Origin of the sequence: Streptacidiphilus anmyonensis, from assembly GCF_000787855.1 — a bacterium.
Lineage (GTDB): Bacteria > Actinomycetota > Actinomycetes > Streptomycetales > Streptomycetaceae > Streptacidiphilus > Streptacidiphilus anmyonensis.
This window is the reverse complement of the sequence record NZ_BBPQ01000120.1, coordinates 1-13,262: the sequence shown is the minus strand read 5'-3', so window position 1 is coordinate 13,262 and position 13,262 is coordinate 1. Positions and strand designations below refer to the sequence as shown.

The 13,262-nt window shown below is 74.2% G+C and carries 10 protein-coding genes; 8 read left to right on the top strand and 2 right to left on the bottom strand.

The features are described 5' to 3' along the window. The 5 genes from infB to truB all read left to right on the top strand — a co-directional run. Nucleotides 1-2,202 (top strand): translation initiation factor IF-2 (infB, locus tag TR50_RS41200; RefSeq protein WP_042435420.1); only part of this gene is annotated, 2,202 nt, incomplete at its 5' end. 135 nt (nucleotides 2,203-2,337) lie between these two features. Then, nucleotides 2,338-2,634 (top strand): DUF503 domain-containing protein, encoded by a 297-nt coding sequence (locus TR50_RS41195; protein WP_042391269.1) that lies wholly within the window; start codon nucleotides 2,338-2,340, stop codon nucleotides 2,632-2,634. 77 nt (nucleotides 2,635-2,711) lie between these two features. Further along, a complete protein-coding gene (rbfA, locus tag TR50_RS41190; RefSeq protein ID WP_042435411.1) occupies nucleotides 2,712-3,188 on the top strand; it encodes a 30S ribosome-binding factor RbfA in 477 nt (158 codons plus the stop codon). A gap of 2 nt (nucleotides 3,189-3,190) precedes the next feature. Further along, nucleotides 3,191-4,303: a DHH family phosphoesterase gene (locus tag TR50_RS41185; RefSeq protein WP_236654815.1), complete on the top strand. Its 1,113-nt coding sequence runs from the start codon at nucleotides 3,191-3,193 to the stop codon at nucleotides 4,301-4,303. A 45-nt stretch (nucleotides 4,304-4,348) separates the two neighbouring features. Then, nucleotides 4,349-5,257, top strand: a complete 909-nt coding sequence (truB, locus tag TR50_RS41180; protein ID WP_042435408.1) for a tRNA pseudouridine(55) synthase TruB — start codon at nucleotides 4,349-4,351, stop codon at nucleotides 5,255-5,257. Nucleotides 5,258-5,289: 32 nt separating this feature from the next. Here the strand turns inward: truB and TR50_RS41175 are convergent, their stop codons facing one another. Next, nucleotides 5,290-6,246 carry a GlxA family transcriptional regulator gene (locus tag TR50_RS41175; RefSeq protein ID WP_042435405.1) on the bottom strand — a complete coding sequence of 319 codons (957 nt, stop codon included), beginning with the start codon at nucleotides 6,244-6,246 and terminating at the stop codon, nucleotides 5,290-5,292. Nucleotides 6,247-6,363: 117 nt separating this feature from the next. On the opposite strand from TR50_RS41175, the gene TR50_RS41170 reads away from it, so the two are divergent. The 3 genes from TR50_RS41170 (at nucleotide 6,364) to TR50_RS41160 (ending at nucleotide 11,915) form a co-directional block, all read left to right on the top strand. Further along, nucleotides 6,364-6,660 carry a putative quinol monooxygenase gene (locus tag TR50_RS41170; RefSeq protein ID WP_042435402.1) on the top strand — a complete coding sequence of 99 codons (297 nt, stop codon included), beginning with the start codon at nucleotides 6,364-6,366 and terminating at the stop codon, nucleotides 6,658-6,660. 350 nt (nucleotides 6,661-7,010) lie between these two features. Then, a complete protein-coding gene (locus tag TR50_RS41165; protein WP_152648926.1) occupies nucleotides 7,011-10,913 on the top strand; it encodes a serine protease in 3,903 nt (1,300 codons plus the stop codon). Between the two features lie 57 nt (nucleotides 10,914-10,970). Further along, entirely contained in the window at nucleotides 10,971-11,915 is a 945-nt protein-coding gene (locus tag TR50_RS41160; RefSeq protein WP_084701883.1) for a bifunctional riboflavin kinase/FAD synthetase, read from the top strand. A 112-nt stretch (nucleotides 11,916-12,027) separates the two neighbouring features. Here TR50_RS41160 and TR50_RS43445 read toward each other — a convergent pair. Next, a partial coding sequence (locus tag TR50_RS43445) for a MinD/ParA family ATP-binding protein (protein ID WP_152648925.1) occupies nucleotides 12,028-13,262 on the bottom strand: 1,235 nt, incomplete at its 5' end.

The window sequence follows — 13,262 nt, the reverse complement described above, 5'->3', positions numbered from 1 at the left end:
CCGGGCATGATGCCGCAGCGTCCCGGCCCGCGTCCGGGCCCCGGTGGCGCCGGTCGTCCCGGTGGCGGCGGCCCCGGCGCCCGTCCGGGCGGTCCCGGCGCGCGTCCCGGCTTCCAGGGTCGTCCGGCAGGTCCGGGCTCCCGTCCGGCCGGCGGCGGCTTCGGCGGCCCGCGTCCGGGTGGCGGCGGCGGTGGCGGCGGCTTCGGCGGCGCCCGTCCCGGTGGCGGTGGCGGCTTCGGCGGCCGTCCCGGCGGTCCCGGTGCCCGTGGTGGCACGCAGGGCGCCTTCGGCCGTGGCCCCGGTGGCCGTCCGGCCCGTGGCCGTAAGTCGAAGCGCGCGAAGCGCCAGGAGTACGAGGCCATGCAGGCCCCGTCCGTCGGCGGTGTGATGCTGCCGAAGGGCCACGGCGAGACCGTGCGCCTTTCGCGTGGCGCCTCCCTGACGGACTTCGCGGACAAGATCAACGCCAACCCGGCGGCGCTCGTCTCCGTGATGTTCAACCTCGGTGAGATGGTCACCGCGACGCAGTCCGTCTCCGACGACATCCTTCAGATGCTCGCCGGCGAGATGGGCTTCACGCTGGAGATCGTCTCCCGTGACGACGAGGACCGCGAGCTGCTCGAGTCCTTCGACATCGACTTCGGCGAGAACGAGGGCGACGAGGACGACCTGCGTCCGCGTCCGCCGGTGGTGACCGTCATGGGTCACGTCGACCACGGTAAGACCCGACTGCTGGACGCGATCCGCAAGTCCAACGTGGTCGCCGGCGAGGCGGGTGGCATCACCCAGCACATCGGCGCCTACCAGGTCGTCACCGAGGTCAACGGCGAGGAGCGTGCCATCACGTTCCTGGACACCCCGGGTCACGAGGCGTTCACCGCCATGCGTGCCCGTGGTGCCAAGTCCACCGACATCGCGATCCTGGTGGTCGCGGCCAACGACGGTGTCATGCCGCAGACGGTCGAGGCGCTCAACCACGCCAAGGCCGCCGGTGTGCCGATCGTGGTCGCCGTCAACAAGATCGACGTCGAGGGCGCCGACCCGACCAAGGTCCGCGGACAGCTGACCGAGTTCGGTCTGGTGGCTGAGGAGTACGGCGGCGACACCATGTTCGTCGACATCTCCGCCCGCCAGGGCCTGCACATCGACTCCCTGCTGGAGGCCGTGGTCCTGACCGCGGACGCCAGCCTGGACCTGCGGGCCAACCCGGAGCAGGACGCCCAGGGCATCGCGATCGAGGCCCACCTGGACAAGGGCCGCGGCGCCATGGCGACCGTCCTGGTCCAGCGCGGCACCCTGCACGTCGGTGACTCGATCGTGGTCGGCGACAGCTACGGCCGCGTCCGCGCCATGCTCGACGAGAACGGCAACGCCCTGCAGGAGGCCGGTCCGTCGCGTCCGGTGCTGCTGCTCGGTCTGACCTCGGTGCCCCGCGCCGGCGACAGCTTCATCGTCGTCGACGAGGACCGCACGGCCCGCCAGATCGCCGAGAAGCGCTCGGCCCGCGACCGCAACGCCATGTTCGCGCGTCGTCCGGTCCGCGTCTCGCTCGAGGACCTGGACAAGGCCATCGCCGCCGGCGGCATCCAGCAGCTCAACCTCATCATCAAGGGTGATGTCTCCGGTTCCGTGGAGGCCCTGGAGGACGCGCTGCTCAAGCTGGACGTGGGCGAGGAGGTCGAGCTCCGCATCCTGCACCGCGGTGTGGGTGCGATCACCGAGTCCGACGTCGACCTGGCCATGGGCTCCGACGCCATCATCCTGGGCTTCAACGTCCGGGCCGAGGGCCGCGCCCGTACGGCGGCGGACCGCGAGGGCGTCGACATCCGCTACTACTCGGTCATCTACCAGGCGATCGAGGAGATCGAGGCGGCGCTCAAGGGCCTGCTCAAGCCGGAGTACGAGGAGGTGCGCCTCGGCGCCGCGGAGATCCGCGAGGTCTTCCGCTCCTCCAAGTTCGGCAACATCGCCGGTGTCCTGGTCCGCGACGGCATCATCCGGCGCAACGCCAAGGCCCGCCTCATCCGCGACGGCAAGGTCGTGGCGGAGAACCTCACCATCGAGGGTCTGCGCCGCTTCAAGGACGACGCGACCGAGGTCCGCGAGGGCTTCGAGGCCGGTGTCACCCTGGGGTCGTTCAACGACATCAAGGTCGAGGACACCATCGAGACCTACGAGATGCGCGAGAAGCCGCGCTCGTAAGTCCGTAAGGCCGTGAGAGGGGGCCGGGAGACGGAGCCAATTCCGTCGACCGGCCCCCTCCTCGCTCGGTACGGTGAGGACAGAGCAAGCCACACCAGTCCCCGAGGCCTCACAGGTCGGCGTGACCTGTCACACATGTTCGTGGGAACACTTACGTTCGATCTGCTTCTGGGTGATATTCACTCCCTCAAGGAGAAGCGGTCGATCGTGCGGCCCATCGTGGCCGAACTGCAGCGCAAGTACAGCGTGTGCGCTGCGGAGACCGGAAACCAGGATCTGCACCGCCGGGCCGAGATCGGCCTGGCCGTCGTCTCCGGCGAGGCGTCCTACGTCGTCGAGATCCTGGACAGCTGCGAGCGGTTGGTCTCGGGCAGGCCCGAGGTGCAGCTGCTGTCCGCGAGGCGCAGGCTTCGCGACGACGAGGACGAGTAGGACAATCGGACAGGTCGCCCCAAGGAGGGCGTCCGCGGGTACCGTTCCCATGGTGCCCACCAGCACGAGGAGGACCAGTGACCGACACCGCGAGGGCGCGCAAGCTCGCAGACCGCATCCGGGTGGTCGTCGCGGAGACGCTCCAGCGGCGGATCAAGGATCCGCGGCTCGGTTTCGTCACCATCACCGACGCCCGAGTGACCGGTGACCTGCGCGAGGCCACCGTCTTCTACACCGTCCACGGCGACGAGACCGCGCGCGAGGCCTCGGCCGCCGCGCTGGAGAGCGCCAAGGGCATCCTGCGCTCGACGGTCGGACGCGAGACGGGGGTCAGGTTCACCCCGACGCTCACCTTCGTCCTGGATGCCATCCCGGACACCGCCCGTCACCTGGACGACCTGCTCGTCAAGGCGCGGGCCCAGGACGCCGAGGTGCGCAGCGTCGCCGTCGGCAAGACCTTCGCCGGCGAGGCCGACCCGTACCGCAAGCCGGGCGAGTACGACGAGGAGCTCGAGGGCTCGGTCGACGCCGCCGACGAGGCAGAGGACGAGTAGTCGTGCCCGGCCGGCCGGAGCACGTGGCCCCGCACGTCGACACGGAGACGCCCACCGGAGCGGTGGGCGTCTCCGCCCCGGCGCTGCCCTCCCCGCGCGGGGAGCTGCGGCGGCCTGCTGAGGCGGACTGGCAGGCGGTGCTGGACGCGATCGCCGGCGCCTCCTCCGTGGACCTGCTCGCGCACGTCCTGCCCGACGGCGACGCGCTCGGCTCGGCCCTGGCCGTCGGGCTCGCGCTGCGGCAGCGCGGCGTCGACGTGCGCGTCTCCTTCGGCGACGACCCGCAGGTCGTGCCCGCCTCCCTGTCGTTCCTGCCCGGCCAGGAGCTGATCGTCCCGGTCTCGGCGGTCCCCGAGCGGCCGGAACTGATGATCAGCTTCGACGTCGCCGACGCGCGGCGCCTCGGCCTGCTCCAGGCCAAGGCGGAGGCCGCGCGGCAGCTGGTCGTCGTCGACCACCACACCTCCAACGCCGGCTTCGGCACGCTGCGCCTGATCGACCCGCTGGCCCCGGCCACGGCCGTCCTCGTCGACGAGCTGCTGCGCCGCCTCGGCGTCCCGCTGGACCAGCAGATCGCCACCTGCCTGTACGCCGGGGTCGCCAGCGACACCGGCTCGTTCCGCTACGCGGCCACGACGCCGGCCACCCACGAGTTCGCCGCGCGCCTGCTCGCGGCGGGCGTCCCTCACGACGCCATCTCCCGGCGGCTGTGGGACACGCAGTCCTTCGGCTACCTGAAGGTGCTGGCCGCCGCGCTCGAGCGCGCCGAGCTGGAGCCCCAGGCCGCGGGCGGCCGCGGCCTCGTCTGGACCTGGGTGCCCTGGGCGGACCTGCTCGCCCACGGCGTGCCGCCGGAGCAGATCGAGGGCCTGATCGACACGGTCCGCAAGGCCGCCGAGGCCGAGGTCGCCCTGGTCCTCAAGGAGGACCCGGACGGCAGCCTGCGCGGCTCCTCGCGCGCGAACGGGTCCGTCGACGTCGCCCTGGCCTGCGCCGCGCTGGGCGGCGGCGGGCACGCCTACGCGGCCGGGTTCACCTCGCACCGCGGCGTCGCGGCCACCGTCGCGGCCTTCCGTACCGCGATCGACGAGCAGTCCGCTCCGATCTCCGACTGAGTCCCCGAAACGACCGAGTCTCCGAACGAAAGACTGAAACCCCTCGTGAAGCGCAAGGGCACCGGCCCTGACGGTCTGGTCATCGTCGACAAGCCGGCCGGGATCACCTCCCACACCGTCGTCGCCCGCATCCGACGCCTGGCCGGAACCCGCAAGGTCGGCCACGCCGGGACGCTGGACCCGATGGCGACGGGCGTCCTCGTCGTCGGCAGCGAGAAGGCGACGCGCCTGCTCGGGCACCTGGCGCTGACGACGAAGACCTACGAGGCGACGATCCGCCTCGGTCAGACCACGGTCACCGACGACGCGGAGGGCGAGGTCACCGGCTCCGCCGCGGCGGACGCGGTCACCGACGAGGCCATCGCCGCAGGCGTGGCCAAGCTGACCGGCGCCATCGAGCAGGTGCCGTCCAGCGTCAGCGCCATCAAGATCGACGGCAAGCGGAGCTACGCGCGCGTCCGCGAGGGCGAGGAGGTCGAGCTGGCCGCCCGTCCGGTCACCGTGTCCCGCTTCGAGGTCCACGCCCGGCGGGACGGGGTCGCCGAGGACGGCACGCCCGTCGTCGACCTCGACGTCACGGTGGACTGCTCGTCCGGCACCTACATCCGCGCCCTCGCCCGCGACCTGGGTGCGGACCTCGGCGTCGGCGGCCACCTCACCGCGCTGCGGCGCACCCGGGTCGGCGCGTACGGGCTGGACGTCGCGCACACGCTGGAGGAGCTCGAGGAGTCCTTCGCCGACAACGTCCTGCCGATCGCCGACGCCGCCGCGGCCGCGTTCCCGCGCTGGGACGTGGACGAGAAGCAGGCGCGCCTGCTGGCGACCGGCGTCCGCATCGACGCCCCGGGGATGGGCGTCAGCGAGCCGATCGCGGTCTTCGACCCCGAGGGCCGCTTCCTGGCGCTGATCGAGGAGCGCGGCGGCAAGGCGAAGTCGCTGGCCGTCTTCGTCTGAGACTGCGGCACGTCAGACGTCGATCGGTGGCGTCAGACGCCGCGCAGGGCCGTCGTCGTCTTCCCGGTGCGCTCGCGGAGCAGTACTCGCAGGGTGTGCGGGTGCTCGTAGCCGACCTTGCGGGCGATGGCCTCGAGCGACAGCTCGCTGGTGCGCAGCAGGTGGGACGCCTGCTCGACGCGCAGGTCCTGGACGAAGCGGATCGGTGAGGTGCCCAGGCACCGCTGCACGGACCGCTGGAGGGTCCGGTTGCTGACCCCGATGGCCCTGGCGGCGTCGGGGATGCTGATGGGGTCGGCCAGGCGCGCGCGGGCCCAGCGCTCGAAGGCGGCGACCGTCGGGTCGTTCTGCGCCAGCGCGCTCGGGATGGTGTAGGCGGACTGGGACGGCCGCTCGTCGATCACCAGGTAGCGGGCCACCAGATCGGCGAGCGCGGGGCTGCCCGACCGGATCACGTGGAGCGCGAGGTCGACGTGTCCGAAGGCCGCGCCCGCAGTCGTGATGCCGTCGCTGGTGACGACCATCCGGCTCTGGTCGATCCGGACCTCCGGGTAGCGCCCGCGGAAGACCGGCGCCAGCCACCAGCTCGTCGCGGCCCGACGGCCGTCCAGGATCCCGGACTCGGCGAGCAGGAAGGTGCCCGTACAGGCCGAGGCGATGGCTGTGCCGCGGGCCCGGGTCCGCGCGATCCGCTCGCGGACGGGGGCGAGCTCCGACGAGGCGACGCGTTCCAGCAGTGCCTCCGGCTCGCGCTCGGCGAGCGCGGGGACGATCAGCAGGTCCGCCGCGTCGGCGCGGTCGAGGGGCTCCGTCTCGACGAGATGCCGGGCCCCGGTGCGCACCTGCGGTCGGCAGCCGACCGTCGTCACGTTCCAGGCCGGCGCCCCGCCGACCTCACCGCGCATCGCGTTCGCGCCGTCCAGCACGTCCAGGACCGCGGACAGGCCTGAGTCGAACACGCCGTCGTAGACGAGAACCGCGATCTCCATGGCGAAAACGCTATCATCCGTGGCGTTTCTGCCACTGATCTTGGTGTCGGCCCGGGCGTAGTTTCGAGGTGTGCCGGAGAACCGGCGACCTTCCACCTTCCACGTCAGGAGCCCACCATGAAGATCGGTCTGCTCGCGCGTATCGAGGCCAAGCCCGAGTACGCCGACAAGGTCGAGGCGATGCTGCGCGACGCGGTCACCCTCGCGGAGCAGGAGCAGCACACCGTGACCTGGTACTCGTTCCGTCAGGACGCCACGACCTTCGGCGTCTTCGACACCTTCGACGACGAGGAGGGCCGTCAGGCCCACCTCCAGGGTGCGATCGCCGCGGCGCTGATGGGCGCGGCCGAGACCATGCTCAGCGCGCCGCCGGTGATCACGCCGATCGACCTGCTGGGCGTCAAGGTGGCGTGACGGCGCCCGGCTGCTTCCGTCGTCTTCCGTCGCCGCTCTCCCGCGAGCCGCCTCGCCGTCCCGCCGCCTCGCGGCCAGCCGAGAGCGCGGTCGGCACGGCCCGCGCGGCAGGAGCGGCAAGAATCCCGTCCGCAGAGGTCGGCTCGCCCAAGCCGAGCCCACGCCCCTGACGTGCAGCGGTCGCCTCCGCTCGAAACGTGTTCCACCCCATCGAGCGAGCGCGCGAAGCGTGTCAGGGGCGGGCGGAAGGACGCCCGGCGGAACGCCGTGCGGCCGTGGGCAACCTTCCGCCAGGCGGTGCCCGTGTGCGCACCGCAGGGCGAAAGGGTGGGGCGGTGGGGCCTGGGCTGGTGCGTGTCAGTGACTCGCGGGGGACGTTGCGGGGGCTCGCCTTCGGGGTGGATCACGACGGCACGCTGGTGACGGCGCACGAGGTCGTCGACGGCCTCGCCGGAGTCCGGCTCGCCTACCCCGACGGGCGTTCCGCCCGCGTCGACGCGGGCCGGATCGTGCCGCTGCCCGAGCACGGCCTCGCGCTGCTGCGTTCCGACTTCCCGCCCGGCGCGCCCTGGCCGCTCGCGGACGGCACAGGGACGCGTCTGGTGTGCGTTCCCGGACAGGGCGCCGCCTTGCAGGGAGCGGTCACGAGGCTCGTCACCGCCCGCTACGAGGCGTCCGAGCGCTTCTGGCTGCTGCCCGACGTCTGGCAGCTGAGTCTGGAACAGGCCCCCTCGGGCCTGCCCGTCCACGCCGCCGGCGGGCCGGTGGTCGACGCCGAGACCGGTGCGGCGGTGGGCGTCGCGACCGCGGCGCTGCGCAGCCGTCGGCGCGGCGCGGTGCTGGCGGTCCGGCTCGGTGCGGTGGCCGGGGAGCCGCTGCTGGCGGACCTGCTGGCACGCAACGCGGAGACGGTCCCCGCGCACGGGCGCGCGCTGAACCTCGCCGGAGTGCTGGAGCTGGCCGCCGCCGGGATCGACGCCGCGGCGACCGAAGCGGGGGCACGGCGCGTCCCGCGTGCGGACGGACTGCTGGAGACGGTCCAGGGCCAGGGCTGGGATCCGGTGCGGACCGTGCTCGCGGTCGTGGGCGAGGCGGGCAGCGGGCGGACGACCGAGCTGGCCGCCGTGGCGCTGCACCGTACCCGCGCCGCGTACCGCCTGCCGACGCTCTGGCTGCGCGGCGCGGACCTCGCCGCGGGCGACGCCAGTGTCCTGGACGCGGCGGACCGCGTCCTCGGCCGGGTGCAGGCGCTGCTGCGGCACCCCGCGCCCGCCCCGTTGGCGGGCCAGGCCGCGCGCGTGGCCGCCGCCGCGCACCGACCGCTGCTGATCGTCCTGGACGCGCCCGAGGAGGCCCCGCCCCAACTGCTGGCCCGCTGGCGCGGCTGGTGCGCGCAGACCGTGCGCCGACTGCGAGCGACGGAGAGCCGGCTGGTGCTGGGCTGTCTCCCGGAGTTCTGGGAGCGCACGTGCTCGTACCTCGGCCCGGACGACGTGCAGGGCGAGTGTCGGCTCGGTCCGCTCGATCCCGGGACGGCGGGGGAGTTGGCACTACTACGGCAGGCGCCTGGGGTGACGCCCGGAGTGGTGACGCGTGGAGTGGTGAAGCCTCTCGTGGGGACGGAGCCGGGCGTCGCCGGACTGGTCGCGGCGGGCGACGCGCTCGCGCTGCGGCTGCTCGGGGAGGTCCGTGCGGCGCAGCCGGCCCTGGCCCTGCCGCGCTCCCGCGCGGTGACCCGGACGGACCTGCTCTCCGCCCGGCTGGACCTCGCCTGCCTGCAGATCGCCGAGCGGCTCGCCGCCCAGGCGGTGCGGCCTGTGCCCGCACCCGAACCGGCCCTCCGGCCGGGGGCGGCGGACGTGGCCTCGTCCGGGCTGAGCATCCTGTGGCGGCGGTCCGCGCAACGCGCGGATGCGCAGGCCGCGCAGGCCGCGCACGCCGCGTCGCCGACCCCCGCGGCGGAGATGCCCGGAGCGGACCTCCGGCGCCCGTGTGGCCACGCGCACGCCCTCCCGCGCGCGGTCCGACGGCTGGCCGCCCGGGTCGCCGGACGGTGTCACGAGGCGGCCCGGCGGACGCTGGGCGCACCGGACGGCGGGCTGACGGCGCGGGAGTTCGACGAACTGTTCCCCTGGGCCGAGGGATGGGCCCAAGCCGCGCTCGGCGAGGGCGTGTTCGTCGCGGCGGGGAACGGCTACCGGTTTGCCTCCGGCGCTCTCGCCGACTGGCTCCAGGGCTTCCACCTCGACCTTCCCGTCGCGCTCACGATGATCCTCGCCGACACCGCGCGGCCTGCGGAGGAGCCGCCGCCGGGGCGCCCGGTCGGCGCCCACCGGCGCGGCGGACCGCTGGGATGGCCCCCGCCGGTACCGGTCCCCGGCCAGCCGACGGGCGGCGGCGTCCCGCGCTGGCGTCTCGCCGTCGTCCGGCAGGCCCTGCTCGGGCTCGACGCCGACGACCCGGCCGCCCTCGAGTCGCTGCTGAGCCGCCTCGTCCTCCGCCTCGACGGCCCGGAGGCCGCGCCGCCGGGCTCCGAGGCGCACTGGTGGGCCGAGCGCCTCCTCACCGACACCCTCCAACGCCTCCCGGACGCCGCCCCCTACGCCCCGCTCCTGCGCGCCCTGGCCGGCCGCATCGTCTCCAGCACCTCCCCGCAGCACGCCGCGGGTGGCGCGTGGTCTGCGCCGATCGGGGTGTGGGGCGGAGGGCACGGAGAGCGGGGAGGGTTGGGGAGCGACCTGTCCGGGTGCGGGGCTGTGCAGGGCGTCCCGGGTGTGGGGGCTGCCGAGGCCCACGCCGTGGGTGGCGCGTGGTCCGTGCCGATCGGAGCGCGGGGCGGGGAGCACGGAGAGCGGGGAGGGTTGGGCAGCGACCTGTCCGGGTGCGGGGCTGTGCAGGGCGTCCCTGGCCCGAGGGTCGGCGAGGCCGAGGCCGCGGGTGCCGCCTGGTCCTCGCCGTCCTGGCTGCCGGACGGCGACGACGGTGAAGGCAGTGGCGTGGGGACGCCCGCTGCCCTCGCCCTCGGGGCGCACGGTTCCGCCTGGTCCGCGGCTGCTGCGGGTCGGCACAGGGATGGGCAGGCCGCGGACGACCGCGCGGCCTGCGGGCCGGGCTTTCCTGCGGCTGGGGCCGGCGGCGCACCCTCCGACTGCTCCGTTCCCGACGGGTTGCGTGATGGCGGCGAGCCGGTGACCGGGGCCCGAGCCGCCGGAGCGAAGCCGTCACGCGGTGTCCCGTTCCTGCCCTGGGACTTCTGGCGGCGCCTGCCGCTCACCGTCGAGGCGCGGCTCGACGTGCTGCGGGTGCTCGTGCGGGCCGGGAGGGAGGAGCCGGGGCGGCTGCTGGGAGAGGTGGTCGTGCAGGATCCTGCGGCCGCGTTGCCGCCGCTGTGCCGGTGGCTGGCCGACGAGCGGGTCAGCGGCGTCGCCGCGGAGACCTTGTTCGCCTACCGGCACGTCGCGCTGGACGAGCTCGCGGAGGCGCTCGTCGACGCCGCGCATCCGCGCGCGGACGCGCTGCTGCGGGCGCTCGCGCAGGCGGAGCCGTCGGCGTTGGGGCGGGCCGTGGACCGCTGGGCGCACGACCCACGCCCCGAGCGGCACGTGGCGGCCGCGACCGTGCTGCCGTTGCTGGCGCGTCAGCCTGCGGTGGGGGCGCCGGCCGAGCGGACGCTGGTGCGCCTGGCCGCCGAGGCGCTGCTTGCGCGCGGCGAGGAGGAGTCCCTGCACGGTGCGGCCTACGTCGCGCTGGTGAGCGATCCCCTCGCCCGGCCGAAGCGGCTGCGCGCCGCCGTCGCCCGCTACCTGGCCGGGGACCCGCTGCTCGGCGCGGCGGCACTCGCGCCCGCGCTGGACGGTGATCCGACGCTGGTGCTGGCCGGGTACGCGGGGCGGCTGCGCGAGCCGGGGGAGGAGGCCGCGGCCGTGCTGCGCGTGCTCGGGGCGACGCCCGCGCCGCGCGCCAGGGCCGCCGCCGCGCGGCTCGTCCGGGAGCACCTCCAGCGTCGCCCGGAGGCGGCCGCCCAGGTCGGCGGGGGGTTGCGGGCCAGGCTCGCCCACGGACCGGCCGAGCGCGAGACCCTGCTCGCCTTCGCCCGCGCGGCGGCGGCCGAGCAGCCCGAGCCCGTGCGGTGGCGTCTCGCCGAGGCGCTCGCGGACCTCGACTGCGTTCTCGCGCGGGAGTTGCGCGGACTGCTCCGCCCGGCTGTGACGAGTCCGATGAGGATCCAGGACCAGGCCCATGGCAAGGTATAGGGGGTTGGAACCACTGGGGCCTGCGGCGACGCGCAGGACGGACGAGGAGCGGTCAAGGTGCAGCGCTGGCGGGGCCTGACAGAAGTGCCGGAGGACTGGGGACGCAGCGTCGTCACCATCGGGTCCTTCGACGGGGTGCACCAGGGCCACCAACTGATCATCGGACGCGCCGTGGACCGCGCCCGCGCGCTCGGGGCCCGTTCCGTGGTCGTCACCTTCGACCCGCACCCGAGCGAGGTCGTCCGCCCCGGCAGCCACCCGCCGCTGCTGGCCCCGCACCACCGCCGGGCCGATCTGATGGGCGCGCTGGGCGTCGACGCCGTGCTGGTCCTGCCGTTCACCTCGGAGTTCTCGCAGCTGTCCGCGGAGGAGTTCGTCCGGCAGGTGCTCGTCGACTGCCTCCACGCCCAACTGGTCGTCGAGGGCCCCAACTTCCGCTTCGGGCACCGTGCCGCGGGCAACGTCGAGCTGCTGGCCGAGCTGGGCGGGCGGCACGACTTCACCGTCGAGGTGCTGGACCTGCGGATCACCGGCGCGGCGGGCGACGGAGCGCCGTTCTCCTCGACGCTGGCCCGCCGCCTGATCGCCGAGGGCGACGTCGTCGGCGCGGCCGAGGTGCTGGGCCGCCCCCACCAGGTCGAGGGCGTCGTCGTGCGCGGCGCGCAGCGCGGTCGCGAGCTCGGCTACCCGACAGCGAACGTCGAGACGCTCCCGCACACGGCCATCCCCGCCGACGGCGTCTACGCGGGCTGGTTGACGGTGGGTCAGGAGCGGATGCCGGCCGCGATCTCGGTGGGCACCAACCCCACCTTCGACGGCACCGAGCGCACCGTCGAGGCCTACGCGATCGACCGCGTCGGCCTGGACCTGTACGGGCTGCACGTGTCCGTCGACTTCCTCGCCTACCTGCGCGGCATGGAGAAGTTCGACACGATCGAGGCGCTGCTGGACCGCATGGCCGACGACGTGAAGCGCGCCCGCGAGCTCACCGACGCGGTCTGACGCGGTCTGACGTGGTCTGAGTCGGTTCGAAGCACGCGCCTGAACCGGGGCGTGGCGCGCAGCGAGGAGGGGCGGACCGCCGATGCGGTCCGCCCCTCCTCGCGTCTGCCGCCTACTGCTGCGGCGGCGGGTAGCCGTAACCCCACTGCTGGCGCGGGTCGTAGCCCTGCTGCGGCTGGCCGGGCTGCGGAGCCTGCGGCTGCTGCGGGTACGCCGCAGGCTGTCCCGGCTGCGCCGGGTAGGCCTGGGGCTGCTGGTAGGGCGGGCGCGGGTCGTAGCCCTGCTGCGGCGGGCCCGGCTGCGGCGGCACGCCGGGCTGCTGCTGCCAGCCCATCTGCTGCGGCTGGATCCGGGAGAAGTCCGCGGCGACCATCGCGGCCAGGTTGAAGTAGGCCTCGCGGGTCTTGGGCTTCATCCGGGTCAGCTCGACCTCCGCGCCGGCCGCCAGGTGCTCGTCGAACGGCACGACCACGACGCCGCGGCAGCGGGTCTGGAAGTGCGCGACGATATCGTCCACCTTGATCATCTTGGAGGTCTCGCGGACCCCGGAGACGACCGTGATGCTGCGCTGGACCAGGTCCGCGTAGCCGTGGGCGGTGAGCCAGTCCAGCGTCGTGCTGGCGCTGCTCGCGCCGTCCACGCTCGGCGTGGAGACGACGATCAGCTGGTCGGCGAGGTCCAGCACGCCGCGCATGGCGCTGTAGAGCAGTCCCGTGCCGGAGTCCGTGAGGATGATCGGGTACTGCTCGCCGAGGAAGTTGATGACGCGGCGGTAGTCCTCGTCGTTGAAGGTCGTCGAGACGGCCGGGTCGACGTCGTTGGCCAGGATCTCCAGCCCGCTGCTGGCCTGCGAGGTGTACCGGCGCACGTCCATGTAGCTGCGCAGGTACGGGATCGCGGTGACCAGGTCGCGGATGGTCGCGCTGGTCTCGCGGCGCACGCGGCGGCCGAGCGTGCCGGCGTCCGGGTTGGCGTCGATCGCGATGACCTTGTCCTGGCGCTCGCTTGCGAGGGTGGAGCCGAGCGCGGTGGTCGTGGTCGTCTTGCCGACGCCGCCCTTGAGGCTGATGACGGCGATCTTGTAGCTGGTCATCACCGGCGTGCGCAGGATCGCCAGCTTCTGTGCGCGGTCCGCCTCGGCGGCCTTGCCGCCCAGTCGGAAGCGCGGCGGACCCTGGCGACGCTCGGGCGCCTGGTTCTTCAGCAGCCGGTCCGAGGAGAGCTCGACTGCGGCCGTGTAGCCCAGCGGCGCGCCCTGGGCGACGGGCCCGGCGGGCGCCCCGCCCCAGCCCTGCTGCTGCGGCGGCGCGGCCCACGGGTTGGGCCCGGCCTGGCCGGGCACCCCGG